Origin of the sequence: Allobosea sp. 67-29 (assembly GCF_001898115.1) — a bacterium.
GTDB lineage: Bacteria > Pseudomonadota > Alphaproteobacteria > Rhizobiales > Beijerinckiaceae > Allobosea.
Genome location: NZ_MKSQ01000005.1, coordinates 100,384 through 126,901, shown reverse-complemented (window position 1 = coordinate 126,901; position 26,518 = coordinate 100,384). Strand labels below are relative to the sequence as shown.

Here is a 26,518-nt window from a genome sequence, read left to right as displayed (position 1 = left end):
TTTGGGGTGGCGATCCGTGCCGGAGACTGGCCAAGCGTGGCCAGCTGCGGCACACCCACATCCCATGTCGCCCTCCCGCGAATCAGAAGCCCGCGCGATCCTGAAATCCGTGTGGGGCTACGACGACTTCCGCCCCGGACAGTGGGAGGTGATCGCCGCCGCCCTCGACGGGCGCGACGTCTTCGCGGTGATGCCGACGGGCTCCGGCAAATCGATGTGCTACCAGCTGCCGGCGCTGGTCGCGGGCGGGCTGACGCTGGTCGTCTCGCCGCTGATCGCGCTGATGCGCGACCAGGTCGGCCAGCTCGTCCGCGCCGGCGTATCGGCCGCCTCGCTCAACTCGATGAACAGCGAGGAGGAGGCCGCAGAGGCCTGGGACAAGCTCAATGCCGGCGAATTGCGCCTGCTCTTCGTCTCGCCGGAGCGATTGGCCGGCGAGGGACTGGTCTCGCGGCTGAAGCGGATCGGCGTGAACCGGCTCGCCATCGACGAGGCGCATTGCGTCTCGCAATGGGGCCATGATTTCCGCCCGGAGTACCGCCTGCTCGCCAAGGCGCGCGAGGCCCTGGGCGGCGTGCCCGTCACGGCGCTGACCGCCACCGCCGACCGGCAGACCCAGGCCGACATCGCCCAGCAGCTCTTCCCTGCGCCGCCGCAGATGGTGGTGCATTCCTTCGACCGACCGAACCTGAAGCTCGCCTTCGCGCCGAAGGATCAGCCGCGCCGGCAGATCGACGATTTCCTGCGCCGGCATCGCGGCGGCTCCGGCATCGTCTACTGCTCCTCGCGGAGCAAGACCGAGCGCCTTGCGGCCGGGCTCCGTGAAAAAGGCTGGAACGCCCTGCCCTACCATGCCGGGCTCGAGCAGGCGGAGCGCAACCGCAACCAGGATATCTTCCTGCAGGAGGACGAGGTCGTCGTCTGCGCCACCATCGCCTTCGGCATGGGCATCAACAAGCCGGATGTGCGCTTCGTCGTCCACGCCGACATGCCGGGCTCGGTCGAAAGCTACTACCAGGAGATCGGCCGCGCCGGCCGCGACGGGCTCCCGGCCGACACGCTCACCCTCTACGGTGTCGACGACATGGTGCTGAGACGGCGCCAGATCGACGAGAAGCCGATCGACGACGAGCGCCGGGGCATCGAACACAAGCGCCTCAACGCGATGATCGACCTGTGCGAGAACGCGCTCTGCCGGCGCGGCGCGCTGCTGGCCTATTTCGGCGAGGAGACGCCGTCCTGTCGGCACGGGCAGGTGCCGTTCCGCTGCGATCTCTGCGGCGCGGAAGCGCCGGCACTGCAGGACGCGACGCTGGAGGCGCGCAAGCTGCTTTCGGCCGTGATCCGCTCGGGCGAACGCTTCGGCGCCGGCCATCTCGCCGACATCCTCACGGGCACGACGACCGAAACCATCCGCCGCCAGAACCATGACGGCTTGAAGACCTTCGGCGTCGGCGCCGACAAGTCCAAGGCCGCCTGGATGGGGCTGACGCGCAAGCTCTTTGCGGCCGGCGCGCTCGCCGAGGCCAGCGTCGAGCATGGCGGCTTCAAGCTGACGCCGAAGGGCGAGAACATCCTGTTCGGGCGCGAGAGCATCGCACTCCGAGTCGATCCGTTCGCCGAGCGCCGTTCGCGCCGCTCCGAGCGGGAGGCGGCGCGCGCCGACGGGCTCGACGGAGAAACCGCGGCCCTGTTCGAGCATCTGCGCAAGCTCAGGCTGGAGCTTGCCCGCGCCGAGGGCGTGGCGGCCTATATCATCTTCACCGACCGCACCCTGATCGCGATGGCGCGCGAACGCCCGCTCGGCCTCGACGAGATGCGGGCGATCGAAGGCGTCGGCGAACGCAAGCTCGCCCAGTATGGCGAGACCTTCCTCGAGGCGATCGCGGCGTTCCGCGGCTGAAGACTCTTCTCCCACCGACCTGCCGTGCGAGCGCAGCAAGGACGGCAGCGGGGCTCGCGCTCACGCACGCACATACGCGGGCGCGTGAAAAAGCCATCGTCTGTCCCTATATTGTGCTTTCGAATCAGGATTCTCGCGGGCGCTCGCTCGCCCGTTCAAGGACGACTTCATGACCGATGCCGCGCTCAGCGCCCAGCCCGACGATTACGGCGCCGATTCCATCAAGGTTCTCAAGGGGTTGGATGCGGTTCGCAAGCGGCCGGGCATGTATATCGGCGACACCGATGACGGCTCGGGCCTGCACCACATGGTCTACGAGGTCGTCGACAACGCCATCGACGAGGCGCTGGCCGGCCATGCCGACATCGTCACGGTGACGCTGAACGCCGACGGTTCGGTCACGGTGACCGACAATGGCCGCGGCATTCCGACGGATATCCACAGCGAGGAAGGCGTCTCGGCGGCCGAGGTCATCATGACCCAGCTCCATGCCGGCGGTAAGTTCGACCAGAACTCCTACAAGGTCTCGGGCGGCCTGCACGGCGTCGGCGTCTCGGTCGTCAACGCGCTCTCGACCTCGCTGAAGCTGCGCATCTGGCGCGGCGGGCACGAGCACTTCATGGAATTCCGCCACGGCGAGGCGGTCGCGCCGCTCGCCGTCGTCGGCCCGCAGGGCGACAAGCGCGGCACGGAGGTGACCTTCACCCCGTCGCAAGAGACCTTCACCATGGTGGAGTTCGACTACAAGACGCTGGAGCATCGCCTGCGCGAGCTCGCCTTCCTGAATTCGGGCGTGCGTATCGTCCTGACCGATGCGCGCCATGCCGAGGTGGTGCGCGAGGAATTGATGTATGAAGGCGGCGTCGAAGCCTTCGTGCGCTATCTCGACCGGGCCAAGACGGCCGTCGTCGACAAGCCGATCATGCTGACGGCGGAGAAGGACGGCATCACCGTCGACGTCGCGCTGTGGTGGAACGACAGCTACCACGAGAACGTGCTCTGCTTCACCAACAACATCCCGCAGCGCGACGGCGGCACCCATCTCGCCGGCTTCCGCGCCGCACTGACCCGCCAGGTCACCGGCTATGCCGAGACCTCCGGCATCTCCAAGAAGGAGAAGGTCTCGCTGACCGGCGACGATTGCCGCGAAGGCCTGACCGCGATCGTCTCGGTCAAGGTGCCCGATCCGAAATTCTCCTCGCAGACCAAGGACAAGCTGGTCTCCTCCGAGGTCCGCCCGGTCGTCGAGAACGTCGTCAACCAGGCGCTCTCCGAATGGCTGGAAGAGCACCCGAACGAAGCCAGGACCATCGTCGGCAAGGTCGTCGAGGCCGCCGCCGCCCGCGAGGCCGCCCGCAAGGCGCGCGACCTCACCCGCCGCAAGGGCGCGCTCGACATCGCGTCCCTCCCGGGCAAACTGGCCGATTGCCAGGAGAGAGACCCGGCCAAGTCCGAACTCTTCATCGTCGAGGGCGACTCGGCCGGCGGCTCCGCCAAGCAGGGCCGCGCCCGCGAATACCAGGCCGTGCTGCCGCTGCGCGGCAAGATCCTCAACGTCGAGCGGGCACGCTTCGACAAGATGCTCTCATCCGAGCAGGTCGGCACGCTGATCACGGCGCTGGGCGCCGGCATCGGCCGCGCCGACGCGGACCAGGGCGGCTTCAACCTCGCCAAGCTGCGCTACCACAAGATCATCATCATGACCGACGCCGACGTCGACGGCGCCCATATCCGCACGCTGCTGCTGACCTTCTTCTTCCGGCAGATGCCGGAGCTGATCGATGCCGGCCATCTCTTCATCGCCCAGCCGCCGCTCTACAAGGCAAGCCGCGGCAAGAGCCATGTCTATCTCAAGGACGAGCGCGCGCTCGAGGAATACCTGATCGATTCCACCATCGAGGGCGCGACCTTCAAGACGGCCGGGGGCGTGGAGCGCGGTGGTGCCGATCTCAGGGCGCTGATCGAGGAGGCGCGCAACGTCCGCAACGCGCTGGCGCAGCTGCATTCGCGCTACGACCGCCGCATCGTCGAGCAGATGGCGATCGCAGGCGCGCTGCATCCGCTCGGCGAGGACGACACGGAAGCGGCGAACGCCGCCGCGACCAGGATCGCGCAACGGCTCGACGCCATCTCCGACGAGCTGGAGCGAGGCTGGGAGGGCAAGGTCAGCGACGGCGGCTTCGTGTTCACGCGGATGGTGCGCGGCGTGAAGCAGGCTGCGACGATCGACGCCGGCCTGCTCGCCAGCGCCGAAGCGCGCAAGCTGCACGCCGCCGCCGCCTCGCTGCAGGAGGCCTATGCCAGCCCCGGCACGCTTGCCCGCAAGGGGGATTCCTTCGCCATCAACGGGCCGAGCGACCTGTTCGATGCGGTCTCGACCATCGGCAAGAAGGGGGTCGCGCTGCAACGCTACAAGGGGCTGGGCGAGATGAACCCGGATCAGCTCTGGGAGACGACGCTCGATCGCGACGTCCGTTCCCTGCTGCGCGTCAAGGTCGACCAGAACGGCGAGGCCGACGACCTATTCGTCAAGCTGATGGGGGACGTCGTCGAACCGCGCCGCGAGTTCATCCAGACCAACGCGCTCAACGCCACCGTCGACATCTGAGCGCCGTGTCGAGCGTGAACCCGATCGTGAGTCGAATTCCTCCGCCCATTGAAGGCCTCCAGGCGCGGCTTAACGTGATCATCGATCCCAAGATTTGAGCCGTCTGAAGATCGTCCGGCTGCGCGCAGGTGGTCCTGACGGGCGCTTCGGACGACGACTGGGACGGTCGCGATCGCGGCTTGAGCTTCGCCCTCAAAACACCAGCGGCGCGTTGTCCACGACCTCCTTCATCACGAAGAAGGTGCGTGTCTGACGCACGCCCGGCAGCGCGATCAGCCGGTCGGCATGGAGCTTGTTGAAGTCGGCCATGTCGCGCACGCGGATCTTGAGGATGTAATCGAAATCGCCAGCGACGATGTGGCAGTCGAGCACGAGCTTCATCTCGCGGATCGCCTCCTCGAAGGCACCGAAGCTCTCCGGGGTCGAGCGGTCCAGCACCACGCCGACAAAAGCGAGCGTGCCCATCTCGACCTTTTGCGGGGCGATCTGCGCCCGCACCGAGGTGACGTAGCCCTCGGCGAAGAGACGCTGAATCCGGCGGTGGCAGGTGGCGGGGCTGGTGTTCACGCGCTTGGCGATCTCGGCATTACCGAGGCGCCCGTCGGACTGTAGCAGACGAAGAATCTTGAGGTCGGTCCGGTCGAGTTCATCGTCCATGAAACAGCCTTCCATTTTTCCCCCATTCTATGAAAGCAAAAAGTTCTCACGAGCAAATCAACGTCGCTTGAATGGCAATCTACAGCTCAAGTTTGAAAGGACGTTTCAGCGTGATTTCGTTAGCTTTCGCCCATTCAAGTGATGGGGAGAAGCCGCCATGCTAAGCCAATTCGAACGCTATCCGCTGACTTTCGGACCGACGCCGATCGAGAGACTTTCCCGGCTGTCCGCCTTTCTCGGCGGCGCCGTCGAGCTCTACGCCAAGCGCGAAGATTGCAACTCTGGCCTCGCCTTCGGCGGCAACAAGCTGCGCAAGCTCGAATACATTATCCCCGACGCGATCGCGTCCGGCGCCGACACACTGGTCTCGATCGGCGGCGTCCAGTCGAACCACACCCGCATGGTCGCGGCAACCGCCGCCAAGATCGGCATGAAGTGCCGGCTCGTGCAGGAGAGCTGGGTTCCGCATGACGATGCGGTCTACGACCGGGTCGGCAATATCCTGATGTCCCGCGTCATGGGCGCCCATGTCGAACTGGTCGATGAGGGCTTCGACATCGGCATCCGTGCCAGCTGGGAGAACGCGCTGGCGGATGTGAAGGCTAAGGGCGGCAAGCCCTACGCCATCCCCGCAGGCGCCTCGGTCCACAAATTCGGCGGTCTCGGCTATGTCGGCTTTGCCGAAGAGGTCAGGGCTCAGGAGGCCGAGCTCGGCTTCAAGTTCGACTACATCGTCGTATGCACCGTCACCGGCTCGACCCATGCAGGCATGGTCGTCGGCTTTGCCAAAGACGGGCGCCAGCGAAACGTCATCGGCATAGACGCTTCGGCGACGCCGACGCAGACCAAGGCACAGGTGCTCGACATCGCGCAGAAGACGTCGGCCTTGGTCGGCGGCAAGGATATTACCGAAGACGACATCGTGCTGAACGAGGATTACGCCTATCCGCTCTACGGCGTTCCCTCGAAGGAAACCATCGAGGCGATACGCGTTTCGGCACGGTTCGAAGGCATGATGACTGACCCGGTCTATGAGGGAAAATCCATGCAGGGCATGATCGACCTGGTACGGAAGGGCTTCTTCCCCGCTGGTTCGAAGGTGCTCTACGCCCATCTCGGCGGCGTGCCGGCGATCAACGGCTACAGCTACACCTTCCGCAACGGCTGAGCCGCCATGGAAGCGCTGCTGCTTCTCGAATACGACTCGCGGACCGAGGGCACCCGGCAGGCTTTGCTCGGCCGGGTCGAGCAGCTCGCGCGCGCCTCGCAAGGCAGGCTCCGCCTAGTCGCCACGGAGCGCGACGAGGACGGCCAACCAAGCCGGGAGATCATGGCCGTCGAGCTGCGGGGGCCGAGCGACCCGGCGAGCCTCGTCTCGCGCTGGCGCGCGGATGCCGCGCTGCCGGCGGGAGTGGCCATGAGGTTGCTGGCGATCGAGCCGGTCCGCCGGCTTGAGCCGATCGAGCCGCTTTTCCCTTGAGCCACCCAGCCGTGCGGCTTCGCGCTTGTCGATCTCCTGGCGCTCGATCGACCGTTCTGAGTGCGGCGTCGCGCTCTACCAGAGGCAGGCCATTTTGACTTTCGACCGCGTATGGAAGCGCGATCCGGACTTGTGGGCCCCCCACAGCCGGCGGCGGGCGACGTCCCAACCCCAGCTTCTGGCGCGCCGCCACCGACCCCCCTGAAGGATCAGCCCGCGGCGAGCGCGCCGTTGCGAATATCGGTGACGAGCATACGACCCGGTGCGTGGGTAATGCAGAACGACGGACGGGTATGAGCGATCACGGCCTGCGGCGTGACACCGCAAGCCCAGAACACCGGGATCTCGCCGGGCCTGATCTCGACGGGGTCGCCATAATCGGGCGCCATGATGTCCTGGATGCCGATGGCGGCGGGGTCGCCGAGATGGACGGGCGCCCCATGAACCGACGGAAACCGGCCGGTGACCTGGACGGCGCGGATCGCATCGGCCGGCGTCAGCGGGCGCATCGAGACCACCAGCGGCCCGGAAAAGCGGCCCGCCGGCGTCGTCGCGATCGAGGTCCGGTACATCGGCACGTTGCTGCCCTGCTCGATATGGCGCACCGGCAGGCCGGCGGCGAGCATCGCCTCCTCGAAGGAGAAGGAGCAGCCGATCAGGAAGCTGACCAGATCCTCGCGCCAGTAGTCGCGGATGTCGGCCGGCTCCGCCACCAGCTCGCCGTCCTGCCAGATGCGGTAGCGCGGCAGGTCGCTGCGGATGTCGAGATCGTGCCCAAGCGCAGGCAGCATGGGATCGCCGATCTCGGACACCCCGATCAGCGGACAGGGCTTCGGGTTGCGCTGGCAAAACAGCATGAACTCGAAGGCGAGCTCGCGCGGCAGGATCGCCAGATTGGCCTGGACGAAGCCCGGCGCGACATTCGCGGTGGGCGCGTCGAAGGCGCCCGAGCGAACCGCCAGGCGCGCCGCATGGGGATCAAGCAAGGACAGGTTTTCGGCCATGGCCTCAGCTCCCGCTTGCGGCGCGCAGCGCCTGTTCCACCGCCTGCCCGATCGACAGGACCGCGCGGTCGCGCCCAGCCGCGCCGGCGAGCATCAGCCCGACCGGCGCCTCCCCGGGGCGATGGCACGGCACGCTCAGGGCACAGCCGTCGAGGAAGTTGATGAAGGTGGGGTTGCGCAGGATCAGCAAATTGGTGGCGCCGAAGGCAGCGTCGTCCGACAGCTCGTCGATCCGAGGCGCGACGACCGGCACGGTCGGCATGACCAGCGCGTCGAAGGGGGCGATCCGCGCCTCGACCGCGGCGATCCAGGCGGAGCGGGCCGCCAGCAGGTCGATATAGTCGGCAGCCGACATCTCCCGGCCGCGCAGAATCCGCACTCGCACGCGCGGATCGTAGCGATCGCCCGCCCGCTCGATCACATCGCGATGCCAGTGCCAGGCTTCCGCCGCCGTAAAGCCGCCCTTGCTATTGATCGCGCCGAGCTGCGCGAATTCGGGGATGTCGATCTCGCTGATCCGCGCACCGGCCCGCGACAGGACCCCGAGCGCGGCTTCGAAGCCGGCCGCGACCACCGTGTCCATGCCGTCGAGCGCGACGGTCCTGGGCACGGCGAGCCGCAATCCGGCGAGGCTCGCTTCACCGAGCAGGTTCTCGCCAGTGCCGGAGAGAACCGCGTCGAGCATCGCGCAGCAGGCGACGCTGCGCGCAATCGGCCCGATCGAATCGAGGCTGGTCGAAAGCGGCATGGCCCCCTCGCGCGGGACCCTCCGTGCAGTCGGCTTGAAACCGGTGAGGCCGCAGAGCGCAGCGGGAATCCGGACCGAACCGCCTGTATCCGTGCCGACCGCGGCTGCCGCCATGCCATCGCTGACCGAGACCGCCGCCCCCGAGGACGAGCCGCCCGGAATGCGCCCGGCGGCCCGGTCGAACGGGTTCAGCGGCGTGCCGTAATGCGGGTTGAGCCCGAGCCCGGAGAAGGCGAACTCGGTCATGTTGGTGCGGCCGACGATGACCGCGCCGGCGGCGACGAGGCGATCGACCACAGGCGCATTGGCCCGGGCGGGCGGCGCGTCGTCGAGCGCGACGCTGCCTGCCTTGGTGATGTCGCCGGCGACGTCGAACAGGTCCTTGATCGAGATCGGCAGACCCTCGAGGGGTGAGCGGATGAAACCGGCTTGCCGAAGGGCATCGGAGGCGCGGGCCGCTTGCAGAGCGCGCTCGGCGTAGAGTTTGGTGAAGACGCGGGCGCCTTCACCGTCGTTCGCTTGCGCGCGCGCCAGGGCGTCTTCCGTCAGGGCGACGGAGGTGGTGCGCCCCGCGGCGAGATCATCGCGCAGCTCGGTCAGCGTCCGGCTCATGGTCAGGCGACTTCCGGCAACGACACGATCCTGTAAGCATGCTCGATGCTGCGGCCGAGCACGGGATCGAACAGCTCCATGGCGAAGGACGGGGACGGCCGGATACCGCCGATCGCACCGACCGTGCCGCAGATCATCCCGGTTCCGTCCGGCAGGAGCGCTGCGCCGCCGGTGAAGCCGGCGATGAGCTCGAGCGGCGGGCGCAGGCTGGCCAGCGGACCTTCCTGATAGAGCACGCGCGCCCCGTTCTCCTCGATATGGGAGCGGATGATCATCTCGTCCCAGTGCCCGGCAACCTCGGCGAAGCGCCAGGCCTTGCGTGCCAGCGGCTTGGCGCAGAGCTGCTTGGAGATCGCAACGCCGATCGTCTCCAGCTTGCGGTCGGTATGGTCGGAGGCGAGGCTGACATACATCTCGCCGCCGGCGCTGAAAACGAAGGTCTCGACCTCGCCGGAGCTTTCGGTCCCGATGACCTGGATGGACTCCGCCTGCGTCGCCAGGCTCTCGGCGACACGGTAGTAGAGCGGTACCGTGCTCGGCCGCGGCACGCCTATGGCGGCGAGTTCCTCGATATGGTGCTCGATCGCGGCGCGGTCGCGCCCGGCCCAGCCGGCGACGACCAATTGGGCGAGTTCGACCTTGAGCGGCTTCGTGGCAGCGCCGCCTTCAACGGTGAAGTGGAGTTCCATGACGTCCTGCAGATTTTTCGGGAATTGGGAAAGGTGATACCTCCGCGCCTAGTCGAAGACGCGGGGCAGGAAGAGCGCGAGGTCCGGGAAGAGCGCGAGCAGCAGCAGCAGCAATGCCATCGCCGCGACATAGGGCATGCTGCCCATGATCACCGCATTCATCGAGCCGCTCTTGCGCAGGCTCTGGACCACGAAGAGATTGAGGCCGACCGGTGGGGTGATCAGCGCGGCCTCGACGAGCACGATGATCAGGATCCCGAGCCAGATCGAATCGTAGCCGAGCCCGATCATGATCGGCGCCACGATCGGGATCGTCGTGATCATCATGGAGAGCGTCTCCATGAAGCAGCCGAGGATCAGGTAGAACACCACGATCACGAACAGCATCTGCACCGGCGACAGGCCGAGGCCACGGATCGAACCGGTGATCGCGTCGGTTATGCCGGTCGCCGACATCACGAAGTTGAGGAAGGCGGCGGCGAGGATGATCAGCATGATCATCGCAGTCGCCTTCATCGTGCCCTCGACGGCGTCCCGCAGCATCGACAATGTCAGCCGGCGCGAGAATGCCGCGAGGATCATCGCACCGGTTACGCCAAGCGCGGCAGCCTCCGTCGGCGTGGCGAGGCCGGCATAGATCGACCCGACCACGAGCAGGAAGATGCCGAGTGGCGGCGCCAGATGCCTCAGGCTGGCGAAACGCTCGCCCCAGCTCGCGGTAATGCGACGCCCGCCCCATTCCGGCTTCGCGATGCAACCGATGATCACCGTAAGCATGAACAGGCCGGCCAGCAGCAGGCCGGGAATGATGCCGGCAAGATAGAGCTTGGGCACCGAGGAGTTGGTCAGCACTCCGTAGAGCACGAGATTGATCGAGGGCGGGATCAGGATGCCGAGCGTGCCGCCGGCCGCAAGGCTGCCGAGGAAGAGCGGCTCGTTGTAGCCGTAGCGCTTGATCTGCGGCAGCGCGACCGTGCCGACCGTCGCCGCGGTCGCGACGCTCGATCCGGAGGTCGCCGCGAACAAAGCGGAGGCACCGATATTGGCGTGCATGAGCCCGCCCGGCAGCCAGGACAGCCACAGGCTCATCGCGCCATACATCCGCTCGGCAAGGCCGGAGCGCAGCAGGATCTCGCCGAGCAGGATGAAGAGCGGGATGGCGACGAGCAGGAACTCGTTGTTGGTGCTCCAGGCCAGCTCGCCGATGCCGCGGGTCAGCGGCAGCATCGAATAGAGCGGGTCAAGGATCAGGCCGAGTACGCCGAGCGCCGCTCCGACCGGGATCGACAGGCCGATCAGGACGAGCAGGAGGATGAGGGTGGTGGCGATCATGCCGCGTCTCCCTTGACCATGCGCTCGCCGGCGGCGGCTTCCTCCTCGGCCTCTTCCTGGGTGGAACGGACGCCTGCAATCGCCTTCACGGTGGCGATGTCGCCGGTCACCAGCGCGATCGAGGCGCGCAGCAGCATCAGGGCGAGGACGACGCACATGAAGAGCAGGCCGACGAACCACAGCCCCTGAGGGATCGCGAGCGGCGTCGCCAGCGGCGTGTTGGCCCGCGAACTCTGGGCGAGCGAGGCGCCGACCACGTCATAGGCATAGTAGGTCAGCATCGCCATGAAGACGCCGAGCGCGACCAGCGAGACCCAGTCGAGGACGGCGGCGAGCCGCACGGGAAGGTACTGATAAAGCACGTCGACGCGGACATGGGCACGCTGCAGGGTCGCGAAAGCGAGCGACCAGCTCGTGCTGACGGCGAAGGCATAGCTCGACAATTCGTCCGCGCCGCCGGTGGTGAAGCCAAGGAACTTGCGGGCGAGCACGTCGAAGGAGATCAGCAGCACGCTCGCGATGGTCAGGGCCCCGGCGCACCAGACGGCGGCGCGGGACAGCCTCTCGGCATGGCGCAGCAGCGCCGCCAGAGCGTTAGGCGGGGGCGGATTGGTCATGGCATCCTCGGCTCCCGGTCAAGTGGGGAGGAGGCCGGCGCGGGCCGGCCTCCGGTTCCGGCGCTTACTTCTTGGCGGTCAGGCCGAGTTCCTTGCCGATCGTGGCGTTGAAGCCGGCGACGCAATCGGCCGAGCAGCGTGCGGCCCATTTCGGCAGCACCTTCTCCTGCAGCACGGTCTTGAGCAGCGCCTTGTCGGCGTCGGTCGGGACCACGAGCTGCATCTTGCCCTTGACCGGCAGCGTGCAGGCGGCGGCGCCGGTGTTGCAATCATAGCCCTGCTGGGTCTGCTGCGCGGCCGCGTCCCAGATCTGGCCGACCAGGGTCTTGATGTTGGTCGCCAGAAACTCGCGGACCTTGGGGTCGATCTTGTTCCAGGCGGCTTCGTTGACCGCGTGGATCTGCTGGTTCCAGTTGATCGGCAGCGCCAGCAGATGGGTCGAGACCTCGTACCATTTGGCCGAATAGCCGGAGAGCGAGCCGGTGATGGCGCAGTCGACGACCTTGTTCTGCAGGGCCGGCACGACCTCGCCGAAGGCCATGGTCACGCTCGAGCCGCCGAAGGCCTCGACGAACTCGGCCTGGGTGCGGCTGGAGGTGCGGACCTTCTTGCCCTTGAGATCGGCGAGGCCCTTGATCTCGGCATTGCAGAACAGCACCTGCGCCGGATAGGGCGAGATGCCGAGCAGGCGGACCTTCGAGCCCTCGCCGTAGAACTTGGCGTAGATCGGCTCGAAGGCGTCGGTGATCTTGCGCGCGGTCTTGGCGTCGGGCGCCAGGCCGGCGAGATCGATAGCCTCGTTGATCGGGTTGTCACTGGCGAAATAGGAGAGCGTCGCCGTGCCGAACTCGATCACGCCCTGCGACATCAACCGCAGCAGCTCGGGGCCCTTCAGCCCCATCTCGTTGAACCCCTTGATCTCGGCCGTGACCTGCCCCTTCGACTTCTCGGGGATCGTCTTGGTCCAGAACGGCTGCTCGTAGTCCTGATAGGCCGTCAGGTTGCTCAAACCGCCGACGATCTTGAGGCTGGTCTTCGGCAGGTCCTGTGCGGAGGCGGCGGTTGCCGCGAGCAGGCCCGCCGCGAGAATGAAAGCTTTCATCGTTATCCCCTCGTTGGTGGTGGTGAAATGCCTCGCGCCCTAGTCCCAGGACTGGCAGGCGCGAGGATGGTGGAGCAGGCATTCGGAGCCGTCCGGCGTGACGAGGACCATCTCGCCGAGCGCCGCGCCGCCGAGATCGGGCACGAACAGATTGGGATGGAGCTCGAAGATCATGCCGGGCGCCAGCGCGAGATCGGAGGCCGCGGCCGGCGGCGCACCGGGATCGAAGTGCTGGCGGAACACGCCGGTCGTCAGCGGCTCCTCATAGGAGAAGCCCAGACCATGCCCGTTGCGGAAGCGCCGGAGGCGCGGGCGGTCCTGCGCATCGACGCGCTCGGCCAGAACCGCCTCCATGGCCTGCTCGGCTCCGCCGAGCGGCAGGCCCGGACGCAGCACCGACAGCCCCGCCTCCAGCATGGCCTCGACATGGCCGGCGAGTTCGCGGTGCGCGGCCTTCTGGGGCCCGATGCTGCCCATCCGGATGCCGTGGCCCCAATGACCGTCGACTGTCAGCGCGACGCCGAAGAGAACCTGGTCGCCAGGCTCGGGCACCCGCCGCGCCTCCGCCGGCCAGTAGCGCGGGTAGTCCGCTGCCGGCGCGACGGTCAGCCAGGTCCGGCAATAATCGGCGCCCTGCCGACGCGCCTCGGTTTCGAGATCGAGCTGGATTTCCCAGGCCGGACGCCGCCTCGCCAGCTCCGCACCGAGCCGGCCGAAGAGCAGATCGCACAGGGCGGCCGCGTCGCGATGCCGGCCAAGGGCTGCTGCATCCTTGACCAGCCGCAGTCGCGCTGCGGCGTCGTCCAGCGAGGGGCCAGCGACAAAGCCGTCCGCCGTCAGCGCAGCATCAAGCTCCCGGGGCAATTCGCCGAAGCCTACCGTCGCGACGCAAGTGCCGTTCGCCAGCGCCACGAGCGCCTTGCCCCAGTCCAGCGGCGGGACATGCTCGACGGCAAGATCCGGCTGCAACTCGCGCGCCAGCGGCAGCATGAACGGGCTGCCGACCAGAAGATGCGCGCCCTGTTGGGTGACGAGCATGAGCGACAGGCTTTCATGCCCATCCCAACCGCTGAAGAACCGAAGGGCACCGTGCGAAGCGCTGCCGGCGCCAAGCGCGCTACCGAAGCCGAAGACGGCGACGCTGCCGGCACCATGGTCGCGCGCGAGCTGCAGCAGAGCGCTCCGCCGCTCCGCAAGCAGATCGATGATGTCGCGCGCCGCTCCGACCGTCATTGCGGATCAGGACGAGACGACGACAGCAGCACCCAAGGCAAGGCGCTTCGAAATCGCGATGTCTGCAACGTTCAACGCGTGACCCCTCTGCCGCGGCTTTAGAGCCGTCTATGCATCGGCATTGCAGGGCATGGCGGGCGTTGCTGTCCAATCGTATGTTTGGAACGGAGGTATAAGCCAGATTTATCCCCCCTCCGCACCGCGACCATCCTGCCGTGCGACCGCTTGCGCCATACGCGCGATGACGCGGGCGGGATGGCTGTCGGGTCCATCGATCCAGCTCGCGGTGAAGCTCAGATCGGGCAGAGGATCGGCCTCGACCTCGACGATCTGCAATTCGCCGCGTTCCAGCTCGCGACCGAGGAAGACCGGCGTGATCACGGCGGCCCCGATGCCGTCGAGCACCATGCGCACGACCATCGAGAGCGAGGCGCTGCCATACATGCGCGGGGTCGAGATGCCGGCGCGCATCAGCATGTCGCGGACCTGCCGATAGGGCGAGCTGTTGGAGGGATAGGTGATGATCGGGAGCGCGGCGATGCGGGAGAGCGACACGGAGCCGGGGCCGAGGCCCGCGCCTGGCTTGACCACCCAGGCAAGCGGATAGGTGCAGAGCGGCAGGTTCTCGACCCGCGCCTCCAGCACCGGGCCGAGCAGAAAGGCGAGGTCAATCTGGCGCGCCATCAGATGCGACTGGAGCACATGGGTGCTATCGACCTCGATCTCCAGGACGAGCGCCGGATAGGCGACATGGACCTCCTCGATCAGCTTGGGCAGCCAGGTCTGCACGATCGTCTCGGCAACCCCGATGCGCAACGTGCCGCTCATGGTGGTTTGGTCGCGGGCCGCCTGCATCATGTCGCGGCGCGCCTGCATCATCCGCTCGGCATGGGCAAGGAGTTCGTGGCCCTTGGCCGTGAGCTTGACGCCGCGGGCGTCGCGCTCGAACAGCCGCACGCCGAGCGCCGCCTCCAGCGAGGCGATCCGCTGCGAGATCGCGGGCTGGGTGGTTCCGAGCTTCTCCGAGGCTGCCCGAAGGCTGCCGAGCGCCGCGGCCCAGAAGAAGGTCTCGATGTTGCGCAGGTCGATCATGGCCCCATGATGTCGAGGCTTGCGTCTGCAAGCCAACAAAAAGCCGACTCGGCGCCGGATCGGGGACGCTAGCCGGTTTTGAGGAAGCTCGTCGGCAAGACTGCCCGGCCAACATCCGCTCCCAGTCGCTCGCTCCAGAAGCGCTTCCGACGCGACGCGGCCTCGAGGCCCCAGGCCGCCGGGCGCTTGGACTCGAGGTTGTGGGAGCGGTGTCGAACCATGGGCCTCGAAAGCCCGCCTTCCCGGTCAATTCGTCGCCGTCGCGGCGTCCGCATCAAAGGAGCGCACGCCAGCGTGCTCCGCAGCAGCGCCCCAGTGCTCTGCGCCATCGCACAAGCCGAGCTTGCGGATGGCATTGGGCTTTTCCATCGCAGCGAGCCTGGTCCTCGTCGCGATCGCGGCTGGGTTTGATGTCCAATCATTGGATATCAAACTATCTTGCCTCACCCCCGTTTCCGTGCTTGGTTCGGAGCAACGAGGCCTCGACGCCTTCAGAAGCGGCCAAGCCGCCGGCGCTGGGAGAGACGACATGACGATTGGGCTCCTCATCGACAATCAGGATGTTCCGGCGGTTGCCGGCGGCACCTTCGAGCGCAGGGATCCGGTACGCGGCGATGTCGCTTCGCGGGCGGCTGCCGGCGGAGTCGAGGACGCCATGCACGCTGTCGAAGCCGCGGCTGCAGCCTTCCCGGCCTGGTCGCAGACCGCTCCGACCGCCCGTCGCACGCTGCTGCTAAAGGCGGCCGATCTGATGGCCGCGCGTGCCGATGATTTCGCTGCGACGATGACGCGCGAGACCGGTGCGACCACGCCCTGGGGCCGGTTCAATGCGACACTGGCCGCCAATATGCTGCGCGAGGCGGCGGCGATGACCACACAGATCGGTGGCGAGGTCATTCCGTCCGACAAAGCTGGCTGCCTGTCGCTCGCGATCCGCCAGGCGGCCGGCGTCTGCGTCGGCATCGCGCCGTGGAACGCGCCGGTAATCCTCGGCACCCGCGCCGTGGCGCTGCCGATCGCCTGCGGCAACACGGTGGTGCTCAAGGCTTCGGAGCTCTGTCCGGCGACCCAGCGCATGATCGGCGAGGTCCTGCGCGATGCCGGCCTGCCGAAAGGTGTCATCAACGTCGTCACCAACGCGCCGGCCGATGCCGCCGCGGTAGTCGAGGCGCTGATCGTCCATCCTGCGGTGAAGCGCATCAATTTCACCGGCTCCACCCGCGTCGGGCGCATCATCGCGGAGACGGCGGCGCGTCATCTCAAGCCGGTGCTGCTCGAGCTCGGCGGCAAGGCACCCCTGATCGTGCTCGATGACGCCGATCTCGATGCGGCGGTGGATGCCGCGATCTTCGGTTCCTTCATGAACCAGGGCCAGATCTGCATGTCGACCGAGCGCATCATCGTCGACGAAACGATCGCCGACGCCTTCGTCGCGAAGTTCGCGGCGCGAGCGGCGGCGCTGCCGGCCGGCGATCCGCGTGGACCGGTCGTGCTCGGCTCGCTGGTCAGCGAGGCGGCTGCGGAAAAGATCGAGGCGCTGGTTGCCGATGCCAAGGCCAAGGGCGCCGTGATCCGGGCCGGCGGCACGCGCGAAGGCACGATCGTGAGCGCGACCGTCGTCGACCGAGTCACGCCGGAAATGCGCATCTACAGCGAGGAATCCTTCGGCCCGGCCAAGAGCGTCATTCGGGTCAAGGGCGTCGAGGACGCGATCCGCGTCGCCAACGACACCGAATACGGACTGTCCTCTGCGGTGTTCGGGCGTGACGTCCAGCGGGCGATGGAGGTGGCGCGCCGGCTGGAGACGGGCATCTGCCACATCAACGGGCCAACGGTCGCGGACGAGGCCCAGATGCCGTTCGGCGGCGTCAAGGCTTCGGGTTACGGCCGCTTCGGCGGCAAGGCTGGCATTGCCGAGTTCACCGACCTGCGATGGATCACCATCGAAGGCCCCCAGCACTACCCGTTCTGAAGGCGAGACATGGCCTCCTCTCCCATCCCTAGGCCTGCAGACCGGACCGGGGCTGCCGGTCGGTCCGAGCTGCAGATTCCGGACAGCTTCCACGATCTGGTCGGCTACTATCTGCGCATCGCGCAGGAGGCCTCCTTCCAGGCGATCCGCAAGGGGGCGGGTGCCGAGGATCTGAAGCCTGGCTGGTACACGCTTCTGACCATCATCGCCGAGAACCCGGGCCTGCCGCCGAGTGATATTAGCCGGCTAGTGGGCCGCGACCGCTCGACGCTGACCAGCACGATCAAGCTCCTCAATGCGCGCGGCCTCATCTCCCGCCGGCGCAGCCGCGCCGACCAGCGCAGCTACGGCGTGCGGCTGACCGCCGAGGGCGAGGCCATGCTGGAGAAGCTGAAGCGCATCGCCCACGCCCATGACGCGAGGCTCGACGCCATCGTCGGCGCGGACAAGGCCCATTTCATCGCGATCCTGCGCCGCATCGCCGAGGAACTCGGGGACGAGAACGGCTCACCGACCTGAAGGAACGGCCGCCAAGGCCCAAACCCGTGCAACGGGAAAGAAGGCGCAACGCCCGCCGAGGAAACGCAAACGGAGGAAACCTCATGACGACGACGAGACGATTCCCGTCCCGCAGGGCCGCGACGCTGGCGCTCGGGACCATTCTCGCCGGGGCGGGCCTCGCCGCGGCGCCGGCTGTAAAGGCTCAGGACAAGACGATCACCCTGAGGATCTCGCTCTGGGTTCCGCCGGCCCATCCGCTGGTCCAGGCCGCGAAGGATTGGGCGGCCGATATGGAGAAGCAGTCCGGCGGCACGATCAAGGGGATGATCTTCCCGGCCGAGCAGCTCGGCAAGGCGTTCGACCATTACGACATGGTTCGCGACGGCATCGCCGATGTCGGCTATGTCAGCCCCGGCTACCAGCCCGGCCGCTTCCCGATCATCAACGCGGCGCAGCTTCCTTTCACGGTCAGCAACGCCAAGGGCGGCTCGCTCGCGGTGGACGCCTGGTACCGCAAATATGCGCCGAAGGAGATGGGCGACACGCATTTCTGCCTCGCCTTCGTCCATGATCCCGGCACCTTTCACTCCAAGAAGAAGATCGTCCTGCCCGGCGACGTGAAAGGACTGAAGGTCCGCCCCGCTCAGGTCACGGTCGGCGAGATGGTGACGACGCTGGGCGGCACCAATGTCCAGGCCTCGGCTCCGGAATCGCGGGATGCGCTGGAGCGCGGCGTGGCGGACGCCATCACCTTCCCGTGGAACTCGATCTTCCTGTTCGGCATCGAGAAAGTCACGAAGTTCAGCCTCGACGTGCCGCTCTACACGACGGCCTACACCTGGACGATGAACAAGGCGACCTATGACGGCGCTTCGGCGGCGCAGAAGAAGGTCATCGACGACCACTGCAACAATGCCTGGGCCGCCAAGCTCTCCGCGCCCTGGACCGATTTCGAGTTCGCCGGCCGCGAGCGGATGAAGAAGGCCCCCGGCCACGAAGTGGTGGAACTCGACGCCGCGCAGATCGAGGCCTGGCGCGCCGCCGTCAAGCCCCTGCAGGAGCGCTGGGCCGAGAGCGTGAAGAAGGTCGGTGGCGATCCCGAGGCGATTCTCGGCGAGCTCAAGGCCGGGCTCAAGAAGGCCGACGCCAGCTTCTGAGGCCTCGCCCGGCGCGGCTCCTTCGCGAGCCGTGCCGGCCATTCCCCCTGTCGAGAGGAGCGACGTCATGACAGGCGACGCCAGCGTTCGGCCGCCCGCAGCGGCGCAGCCGCCGAAGAACGCGATGGACCGGTTCATCGAGGGCATAGAGTGGATCGCGGCCGGTTTTGTCGGGCTGGTCGCGGCCGACATCTTCATCTCGGTCCTGCTGCGCTACTTCTTCTCGGTCTCGATCCCCGACGGCTACGATTTCGGCCGGCTGTTCCTCGGCATCCTGATCTTCTGGGGCATTGCCGCGACGAGCTACCGCGGCACCCACATCACCGTCGACCTGATCTGGGACTCCGCCGGGCCGCGGGCGAAGCGGCTGATCGACATCTTCGCCACGCTGGTCCTGCTGCTGGTCGTGACGGTGCAGACGATCATGCTCTTCGACAAGGTCGTGGCGACCAAGGCGCAGAACGTCCTCACCTACGACCTGCAACTGCCGACCTGGCCGTTCTTCGCGCTCGCCTGGCTCGGCGACGTCTCGGCCGTGATCCTGATCGCGGTGCGCACCTTCCGGCTCGTCTTCCACCCCGAGCGGGTGAACGAGGAGCATTCCCTCGAACCTGTCGAGTAGACCGATGTCGCCAGATCTCGTCGCCGTCGGCGGCTTCGTCCTTCTCTTCGCGCTCATGCTGCTGCGCGTGCCTGTCGGCATGGCGATGGGGCTCGTCGGCGTCGTCGGCTTCGGGCTGATCAGCGGCTTCGGCCCGGCGCTGAAGCTGATCGGCCAGACCTCGATGCGCACGGTCACCGACTACACCTTCGGCGTCATCCCGATGTTCCTGCTGATGGGCGCCTTCGTCTCCAATTCAGGAATGAGCCGGGAATTGTTCCGCGCCGCCAATGCCGTGATCGGCCATGCCCGCGGCGGGCTCGGCTTCGCCACGATCGCCGCTTGCGCCGGCTTCGCCGCGATCTCCGGCTCCTCGGTCGCGACGGCCGCCACCTTCTCGACCATCGCCTATCCGGAGATGCGCCGGCACAACTATCCGAAATCCTTCGCGGCCGGCACGATCGCCGCCGGCGGCACGCTGGGCGCGATGTTCCCGCCCTCGACCGTGCTCGTCGTCTACGGGATCATCACCGAGCAGGACATTTCGCGCCTGTTCATGGCGGGCGTCATTCCGGGCCTGATCGCGGTCATGATGTACATGGTGACCATTGCGCTGATCGGCATCGCCCGTCCGGGCCTTCTGCCGGCAGGGCCGAAGCTGCCGCTGCGCGAGCGCGTCCGGGCGCTGGGCGAGGTCTGGGCGCCGCTCCTGCTCTTCGCCTTCGTGATCGGCGGGCTCTATGGCGGCCTGTTCACCCCCACCGAGGCCGGCGGCGTCGGCGCAGGCGGCGCCTTCATCATCGGCGTGGTGCGCCGCAAGCTCTCGCGGGAGGCGATCCTGCAATCGCTGCTGCAGGCGACGCGGACCGCCGCGGCGGTGTTCACCGTGCTGATCGGCGCGCTGATCTTCGGCTATTTCCTCACCATCACCGGCACGCCGCAGAAGATCACCGGGTTCATGACCGGGCTCGGCATCGGCCGCTATGGCGTGCTCCTGCTGATCCTGCTGATGTACATCGTCCTCGGCTGCCTGATGGACGCGATGGCGATGATCATCCTGACCGTGCCGATCATCTTCCCGGTCGTCACGGCGCTCGGCTTCGACCCGATCTGGTTCGGCATCATCATCGTGATGACGGTCGAGCTCGGGCTGATCCACCCACCGGTCGGCATGAACGTCTTCGTCATCAAGAGCGTCATCGGCGATCTCAGCTTCTCGACGATCTTCCGTGGCGTCGCGCCTTTCATCGTCACCGACCTCATCCGGCTGGCGATCCTCGTCGCCTTTCCGATCCTCGCCACCTGGCTTCCCAGCCAGATGTGACCACCACCCAGAGTCCGTTCATGCAGACCCAAACCAAGAAACCCGGCATCACCGCAGGCGGCGCCATCCTCGCCCGCCTGAAGGCGGTGGGTGTCGACTACATCTTCGCCAATTCCGGCACGGATTTTCCGCCGATCATCGAGGGGCTGGCGGAGGCCAGGGCCAAGCATATCCCCCTGCCCACGGCGATCGTCATCCCGCACGAGAATGCGGCGATGGGCATGGCGCATGGCTATTACCTCGCGACCGGCCGGGCCCAGGCGGTGATGGCCCACACCAATGTCGGCCTGGCAAATTGCGCGATCGGCGCGATCAACGCGGCGACCGAACATATCCCGGTCCTGATCTTCTCGGGCAGGACGCCGGTGGTCGAGCAGGGTCGTCTCGGAGCGCGCACCGTCCCGATCAGCTGGGGGCAGGAGATGCGCGACCAGGCCGCGATGATCCGCGAATGTACCAAATGGGATTACGAGCTGAAATTCCCGGAGCAGGCCGTCGACGTGGTCGACCGCGCCCATGCCATCGCGACGTCGCTGCCGCGCGGCCCGGTCTATCTCAGCCTGCCACGCGAGGTGCTGTGCGAAGCCTGCCCGGCCGATGAGCTGGAGAAGCCCAGCAGGATCGCTCCGGCAACCATCGCTCCTCGCGCGGCCGATATCGAACAGGCCGTCGCGCTGCTGCGGGAGGCTGAGCGGCCGCTGATCATCGTCCAGCGCGGCGCCGGGGATGCGGAAGGCTTCACGGCTCTGTCGCGGCTGGCGAGCGATTGGGGCATTCCGGTCTGCCAGTACTGGGCGATCCAGCTCGGCATCCCGACCGACCATCCGATGTCGGTCGGGGTCGATCCGGGCCCGTGGCTCGCCGAGGCCGACCTCGTGCTGGTGATCGACTGCCTCGCGCCCTGGTCCCCGGACATCCATAAGCTACCGGCGGACTGCAAGGTCGTGCATATCGGCCAGGACCCGCTCTACTCCCGCTTCCCCGTCCGCAATTTTCGGGCCGATCTGTCGCTGCCCGGCGAGACCGGCGAGGTCCTTGTGGCATTTGAAGCGGCCGCGCGGCCTGCCTGCGAGGGGACCGGCGAGAAGCGCGATCGGCGACGCGACAGGGTTGCCAGCGCGGCCGCCAAGCGGCGCGAGGAGGTGCTGCGCAACGCCCGCACGCCGCGTGGCGAGCTGATGACCAAGGAGTTCGTCAGCCAGTGCCTGTCGGAGGTGCTCGGCGAGACGCCGGCCACGATCCTGTCGGAGCTGGGGGCGCCGCTGGAGCCGTTGACCCTGCGCGAGCCGGGCTCCTGGTATCAGGAGCCGCATTCGGGCGGGCTCGGCTGGTCGTTCCCGGCGGGGCTCGGCTACAAGCTCGCCAAGCCCGAGCGGCTGGTGATCGCGACGATGGGCGATGGCTCCTACATCTTCGCCAACCCCGTCGCCTGCCACCAGATCGCCGAGGCGATGGCGATCCCGCTGCTGGTTCTCGTGCTGAACAACGAGGAATGGGGCGCAGTGCGGCAATCCGTGACGGGCGTCTATCCGCAGGGCTATGCGGCCTCCAGCAACGAGATGCCGCTGGTCTCGCTCGCGCCGACGCCGGACTTCACCCGCGTCGCCGAGGCGAGCCGCGCCTGGACCGCCCGCGTCGCGAGTCATGACGAACTGGCGGGTGCGCTCCGGGCCGCAATCGAGCAAGTCACGCTGCATCGCCGCCAGGCTCTGGTCGAGATCCGGATCGCGCGCTGATGCCACTCGTCAATGTCGAGGATTATCGCACGGCCGCTCGCGGGCGGCTGCCGCGCTTCGTCTTCGACTATCTCGACGGCGGCGCGGAGGACGAGATCGCGCTCCGCCGCAATCGCGCAGCCTTCGAGGACCTGGTCCTGACGCCGTGCGTGCTGAACCCGGTTGCACAGCGCGATCAGTCCGTCGACTGGCTCGGCACAAGGCTGCCGACGCCGATCGTCATCGCGCCGACCGGGCTGAACGGCTTGTTCCAGCGTGAGGGCGACCTGATGCTCGCGCGGGCCGCACGGCGATTGGGGATTCCGTTCACGCTCTCGACCGCGTCCAATGCATCGATCGAGCAGGTGGCGGCCACCGGAGCCGACTTCTGGTTCCAGCTCTACGTCATGCATCGCGCTCTGGCGCATGAGCTGGTCGACCGCGCTCTCGCCGCCGGCGCAAGCCAGCTCGTCCTGACTGTCGACGTTCCGGTCGGCGGCAAGCGCGAGCGGGACCTGCGCAATCGCTTCGTCATGCCGTTCCGGCTGCGTCCCGGCACGCTTCTCGATATCGCCTGCCATCCCCGCTGGCTTTGGAGCGTCGGGCGCCATGGCGCGCCGGCGATGGGCAATCTCGGCGGCGCGGCATCGAAGGATCCCAACGTCCAGGCGGCGCTGCTGTCGCGCAGCATGGATGCGAGCTTCTCCTGGGACGATCTCGCGCGGCTGCGCGACCGCTGGCCCCGCCCCCTGCTGGTCAAGGGTATCCTCCACCCGGCCGATGTCCGCCGCGCGGCCGAGATCGGCGTCGACGGCATCGTGCTGTCGAACCATGGCGGCCGGCAGCTCGATGCCGCCCCTGCACCTTTGTCGCAGCTCGGCAAGGTGGCCTCGCTGGGCCTGCCCATCCTCCTGGACAGCGGGGTCCGGCGTGGCGCGGATATCGTCAAGGCGTGCCTCGCCGGTGCCGATGCCGTGATGATCGGCCGGGCCGCCCTCTATGGCCTCGCGGCGGGCGGAGAGGACGGCGTGGTCGAGGTCGTCAGACTGCTGCAGGCCGAGATCGACCGGACGCAGGCACTGATGGGGCTGCCGGATCTGAGCGACCGACCCACCGCCTGATCGTGGACGCCTGCCCATCTCGGCACCCGGCGAGGCGGGATCGTCGCCTGGATAGTGCGAGGCCTCCGGCCAGTGGCGTTCTCATACAAAGATTCGCCCACGGCGCTGCTCAGCCCCCGCAACTGGCGGATGCCGCCCGACCGGAGCTAAGATAGCGTCCTGGCGGATCGCCCGCGATCGACACCAAGGCAATCGAGGATAAGATCGCCGAGCATGGTCCTGTTCGAGTCAATTCTCGTCATCATGTTCGGAGCCGTCATCCTCGCAGCGGGATCGCGACGGGCCGGCATCCCGTACCCGGTCGTGCTCGCCATCGGAGGGACGGCTCTCGCCTTCATTCCCGATGCGCCGCGCATCACGCTGGACCCCGAGCTGGTGCTCGCCCTCTTCGTCGCGCCGATCCTGCTCGATGCGGCCTTCGACAGCTCGCCGCGCGATCTGCGCCGGAACTGGCTGCCGGTGTCCAGCCTGGTCTTCGTCGCCGTGGGCGTCACGACGGCCGTTGTCGCGATCGTGGCGCGCTGGTTCGTGCCCGACCTGCCCTGGGCCGCCGCGATCGCGCTCGGGGCGATCGTTGCGCCGCCCGACGCCGTCGCCGCCACAGCGATCCTGCGCAGGGTGAGGCCGCCCCACCGCATCGTCGTGATCCTCGAGGGCGAGAGCCTGCTGAACGACGCGACCGCGCTGCTGATCTACCGCCTGGCGGTGGGGGCGGTCGCAGCCGGCAGTTTCAGCGCGGCCAGCGCCTTGCCGGCCTTCGTGCTGGTCACGATCGGCAGCATCGTTCTCGGCGCGCTCCTGGGCCTCGCCGCAGTGCGGCTGCTGACCCTGTTCCGGGATCCCCCAAGCGCCATCATCGTGCAGTTCATCACGACCTTCGGTGTCTGGATCCTGGCGGAGCGGCTGCATCTGTCGGGGATCATCACCGTCGTCGTCTACGGCATCATGCTCGCGCGGACGGCTCCGGCCGTGACCAGCGCGCGGTTGCGCATCCCGTCCTACGCAGTCTGGGAAACCACCGTCTTCGTGCTCCAGGTCCTCGCCTTCGTACTGGTCGGTCTGCAGTTGCGCCCGATCCTCGAAGGGTTCGACGCGGCGCAACGTATCGGCTACTTCTGGATCGCGCTCGCGGTCCTCGCAACCGTCATTCTCGTGCGGCTGAGCTGGGTTGCGACCTATAGAGGGCTTGCCCTTCTGGTGTCCGGCCGCTCTTCGGATGCGAGTGCAAGGGCGACCTCGCTCCAGAATGCGAAGGGAAGCGCCGTCGTCGCCTGGTGCGGCATGCGCGGCATCGTCACGCTCGCGGCCGCCTTCGCCCTTCCCGCCGATTTCCCCTATCGCGACCTGATCCTGCTCTGTGCCTTCACCGTCGTGGTCGGCACGCTGCTGATCCAGGGGCTGACGCTGGCGCCGCTGCTGCGCTATCTCGCGATCAGCGACGATCACCCTGTCGATCGCGAGTTCGCCCTCGCACGGAAGGCCGCGCTCGAGGCCGCGATCGGCTCGCTCGAAGGCGCGGGCCCGGCGGCAGCGGCGGCGATCCGACAGGAATATCGCGACATGCTGGAGCAGACCGGGCGGGCCGCTCTGCTCGACACCGATCATAATGCGCTGCGACGGACCGCGCTCTCAGCCGCGCGAAGCACGGCATTCGACCTGCGGAAGCGCGGGACCATCGGCGACGACGCCTTCCACCGGCTCGAGGAGGAGCTCGATTGGCTGGAGCTTGGCGCGGCGCCGCGGGAAGGCAGCGCATGAAGCCGCTCGATGTCGCGATCGTCGGTGCCGGAGCGGCCGGCGTCGCCGCGGGCCGGCATCTCAACGCCTCGGGGCTCGACGTGCTCCTGATCGAGGCGACGGACAGGATCGGCGGACGGGCGCACACCGCTTTCCACGACGGCCTGCATTTCGACCTCGGCTGCGGCTGGCTCCACTCGGCGGATCGTAACGGCTGGGCCGCGCTTGCCCCCGAGCTCGGCTTTCATATCGACCGGACCACGCCGCCATGGGGCGTCCAGTTTCGCGATCTCGGTTTTCCCGCAGCCGACCAGCGTGCCGCGCGGGCGGCCTTCGTCCGTTTCGAGCAGCGCCTGCGCGAGGCTCCGCCCGGGAGCGACCGCGCCTCCGACCTTCTGGATGCAAGCGATCGCTGGACGCCCTATCTCGAGGCCCTCAGCACCTATATCAACGGCACGGAGCTGGAGCACCTCTCGGTCCGCGACTATCTCGCCTATGCCGATGCCGAGACCGGCGTGAACTGGCGCGTGACCGAGGGCTATGGCAGCCTCATCGCCGCCGCGGCGAAGGGCGTACCGGTTGCGCTGAACACGGCGGTCACCGGCATCGACGCGTCGGGGCATGTGTTGCGGCTGACCAGTGCGAGAGGCGTGATCGAGGCCGAGCGCGTCATCGTCACGGTCCCGACCGATGTGCTTGCTTCCGGCGCAATCCGCCTGCCGCCGGGCGCAGCGGACCGTATCGACGCTGCCGCAGCGCTGCCGCTGGGCCTGGCGGACAAGATCATCTTCAAGCTGTCCGATTGCGACGGCTTCGAGCCGGATACGCAGGTCTTGGGCAATCCCTCCGTCAAACGAACGGCGAGCTACCATCTGCGACCCTTCGGCCGGCCATTGATCGAAGGCTTCGTCGGCGGTGAGGCCGCACGCGAGCTCGAAGTCGATGGCGATGCCTTCGCGTCCTTCGCGCGCGACGAGCTGGCCGGGCTGTTCGGCTCCGGGATCAGGCGCCGGCTGCAACCGATCGCGCAATCGCGCTGGGGGCGGCACCCGTTTGCGCGAGGCTCCTACAGCCATGCACGGCCCGGCCATGCCGAGGCGCGGGCGACCCTCGCCGGGGATGTCGATGGCAGGCTCTTCTTCGCCGGCGAGGCCTGCTCGATGCAGGATTTCTCGACGGCGCATGGCGCCCTTCAGACCGGTCTTGCTGCCGCGCGCGCCGCGCTGGCTTCCTTGAAAGCCTGACTGGATGCAGCAATGTTCGTGCTCTTGAAGGTCCTACGCCGACGAGCTGCTTGAAACCGCCGAGCGCGG

The 26,518-nt window shown here is 67.5% G+C and carries 24 protein-coding genes; 14 read left to right on the top strand and 10 right to left on the bottom strand.

All coding sequences use genetic code 11. The features are described from left to right. Positions 1–64: 64 nt before the first annotated feature. Positions 65–1,903 (top strand): DNA helicase RecQ, encoded by a 1,839-nt coding sequence (gene recQ, locus BGO20_RS01120; protein WP_291662796.1) that lies wholly within the window; start codon positions 65–67, stop codon positions 1,901–1,903. A 169-nt stretch (positions 1,904–2,072) separates the two neighbouring features. Further along, on the top strand, positions 2,073–4,511 hold the full coding sequence (gene gyrB, locus BGO20_RS01115) for a DNA topoisomerase (ATP-hydrolyzing) subunit B (RefSeq protein ID WP_291662795.1): 2,439 nt from the start codon (positions 2,073–2,075) through the stop codon (positions 4,509–4,511). 192 nt (positions 4,512–4,703) lie between these two features. Here gyrB and BGO20_RS01110 read toward each other — a convergent pair whose 3' ends face one another. Beyond that, complete coding sequence (locus BGO20_RS01110) at positions 4,704–5,168, bottom strand: Lrp/AsnC family transcriptional regulator (protein WP_291662793.1); 465 nt, start codon at positions 5,166–5,168, stop codon at positions 4,704–4,706. Positions 5,169–5,325: 157 nt separating this feature from the next. On the opposite strand from BGO20_RS01110, the gene BGO20_RS01105 reads away from it, so the two are divergent. Together BGO20_RS01105 and BGO20_RS01100 are read left to right on the top strand one after the other, a co-directional pair. Next, entirely contained in the window at positions 5,326–6,336 is a 1,011-nt protein-coding gene (locus tag BGO20_RS01105) for a 1-aminocyclopropane-1-carboxylate deaminase (RefSeq protein WP_291662792.1), read from the top strand. A 6-nt stretch (positions 6,337–6,342) separates the two neighbouring features. Continuing rightward, on the top strand, positions 6,343–6,648 hold the full coding sequence (locus tag BGO20_RS01100; RefSeq protein ID WP_291662791.1) for a hypothetical protein: 306 nt from the start codon (positions 6,343–6,345) through the stop codon (positions 6,646–6,648). A gap of 209 nt (positions 6,649–6,857) precedes the next feature. Here the strand turns inward: BGO20_RS01100 and BGO20_RS01095 are convergent, their stop codons facing one another. The 7 genes from BGO20_RS01095 to BGO20_RS01065 form a co-directional block, all read right to left on the bottom strand. After that, positions 6,858–7,652, bottom strand: a complete 795-nt coding sequence (locus tag BGO20_RS01095) for a putative hydro-lyase (protein WP_291662790.1) — start codon at positions 7,650–7,652, stop codon at positions 6,858–6,860. 4 nt (positions 7,653–7,656) lie between these two features. Next, entirely contained in the window at positions 7,657–9,012 is a 1,356-nt protein-coding gene (locus tag BGO20_RS01090; protein WP_291662789.1) for an amidase, read from the bottom strand. 2 nt (positions 9,013–9,014) lie between these two features. Further along, the gene (locus BGO20_RS01085; RefSeq protein WP_291662788.1) at positions 9,015–9,701 is read right to left on the bottom strand and encodes a DUF2848 domain-containing protein; all 687 of its coding nucleotides are present in this window, start codon (positions 9,699–9,701) and stop codon (positions 9,015–9,017) included. Positions 9,702–9,749: 48 nt separating this feature from the next. Then, a complete protein-coding gene (locus BGO20_RS01080) occupies positions 9,750–11,033 on the bottom strand; it encodes a TRAP transporter large permease (RefSeq protein ID WP_291662787.1) in 1,284 nt (427 codons plus the stop codon). Then, a complete protein-coding gene (locus tag BGO20_RS01075; RefSeq protein ID WP_291662786.1) occupies positions 11,030–11,650 on the bottom strand; it encodes a TRAP transporter small permease subunit in 621 nt (206 codons plus the stop codon). The genes BGO20_RS01080 and BGO20_RS01075 overlap by 4 nt, the downstream gene beginning before the upstream one ends. A gap of 64 nt (positions 11,651–11,714) precedes the next feature. Continuing rightward, the gene (locus tag BGO20_RS01070; protein ID WP_291662785.1) at positions 11,715–12,752 is read right to left on the bottom strand and encodes a TRAP transporter substrate-binding protein; all 1,038 of its coding nucleotides are present in this window, start codon (positions 12,750–12,752) and stop codon (positions 11,715–11,717) included. A 39-nt stretch (positions 12,753–12,791) separates the two neighbouring features. Beyond that, positions 12,792–13,721: a M24 family metallopeptidase gene (locus BGO20_RS01065; protein ID WP_299856324.1), complete on the bottom strand. Its 930-nt coding sequence runs from the start codon at positions 13,719–13,721 to the stop codon at positions 12,792–12,794. Between BGO20_RS01065 and BGO20_RS01060 the strand changes: the two genes are divergently transcribed. Next, positions 13,695–14,087, top strand: coding sequence for a hypothetical protein (locus BGO20_RS01060; RefSeq protein WP_299856322.1), 393 nt, complete (start codon positions 13,695–13,697; stop codon positions 14,085–14,087). The genes BGO20_RS01065 and BGO20_RS01060 overlap by 27 nt on opposite strands. 81 nt (positions 14,088–14,168) lie before the next feature. Here BGO20_RS01060 and BGO20_RS01055 read toward each other — a convergent pair whose 3' ends face one another. Then, positions 14,169–15,077 carry a LysR family transcriptional regulator gene (locus tag BGO20_RS01055; RefSeq protein ID WP_291662783.1) on the bottom strand — a complete coding sequence of 303 codons (909 nt, stop codon included), beginning with the start codon at positions 15,075–15,077 and terminating at the stop codon, positions 14,169–14,171. 246 nt (positions 15,078–15,323) lie between these two features. Continuing rightward, positions 15,324–15,446 carry a hypothetical protein gene (locus tag BGO20_RS01050; protein ID WP_291662782.1) on the bottom strand — a complete coding sequence of 41 codons (123 nt, stop codon included), beginning with the start codon at positions 15,444–15,446 and terminating at the stop codon, positions 15,324–15,326. A gap of 160 nt (positions 15,447–15,606) precedes the next feature. Here BGO20_RS01050 and BGO20_RS01045 point away from each other — a divergent pair, with 160 nt between their 5' ends. From BGO20_RS01045 to BGO20_RS01005, 9 genes are all read left to right on the top strand, one after another. Beyond that, positions 15,607–17,049, top strand: a complete 1,443-nt coding sequence (locus tag BGO20_RS01045; protein WP_291662781.1) for an aldehyde dehydrogenase — start codon at positions 15,607–15,609, stop codon at positions 17,047–17,049. 9 nt (positions 17,050–17,058) lie between these two features. Next, on the top strand, positions 17,059–17,568 hold the full coding sequence (locus BGO20_RS01040) for a MarR family winged helix-turn-helix transcriptional regulator (protein WP_291662779.1): 510 nt from the start codon (positions 17,059–17,061) through the stop codon (positions 17,566–17,568). Between the two features lie 83 nt (positions 17,569–17,651). Beyond that, positions 17,652–18,707 (top strand): TRAP transporter substrate-binding protein, encoded by a 1,056-nt coding sequence (locus BGO20_RS01035; protein ID WP_291662778.1) that lies wholly within the window; start codon positions 17,652–17,654, stop codon positions 18,705–18,707. 67 nt (positions 18,708–18,774) lie between these two features. Then, on the top strand, positions 18,775–19,329 hold the full coding sequence (locus BGO20_RS01030) for a TRAP transporter small permease (protein ID WP_291662777.1): 555 nt from the start codon (positions 18,775–18,777) through the stop codon (positions 19,327–19,329). 4 nt (positions 19,330–19,333) lie between these two features. Beyond that, positions 19,334–20,632 (top strand): TRAP transporter large permease, encoded by a 1,299-nt coding sequence (locus BGO20_RS01025; protein ID WP_291662776.1) that lies wholly within the window; start codon positions 19,334–19,336, stop codon positions 20,630–20,632. Positions 20,633–20,652: 20 nt separating this feature from the next. Then, a complete protein-coding gene (locus BGO20_RS01020; RefSeq protein ID WP_291662774.1) occupies positions 20,653–22,368 on the top strand; it encodes a thiamine pyrophosphate-requiring protein in 1,716 nt (571 codons plus the stop codon). Continuing rightward, entirely contained in the window at positions 22,368–23,468 is a 1,101-nt protein-coding gene (locus BGO20_RS01015; RefSeq protein WP_291662773.1) for an alpha-hydroxy-acid oxidizing protein, read from the top strand. The genes BGO20_RS01020 and BGO20_RS01015 overlap by 1 nt, the downstream gene beginning before the upstream one ends. Positions 23,469–23,681: 213 nt before the next feature. Further along, positions 23,682–25,226 carry a cation:proton antiporter gene (locus tag BGO20_RS01010; protein ID WP_291662772.1) on the top strand — a complete coding sequence of 515 codons (1,545 nt, stop codon included), beginning with the start codon at positions 23,682–23,684 and terminating at the stop codon, positions 25,224–25,226. Next, on the top strand, positions 25,223–26,449 hold the full coding sequence (locus BGO20_RS01005) for a flavin monoamine oxidase family protein (protein ID WP_291662771.1): 1,227 nt from the start codon (positions 25,223–25,225) through the stop codon (positions 26,447–26,449). The genes BGO20_RS01010 and BGO20_RS01005 overlap by 4 nt, the downstream gene beginning before the upstream one ends. Positions 26,450–26,518: the final 69 nt, after the last annotated feature.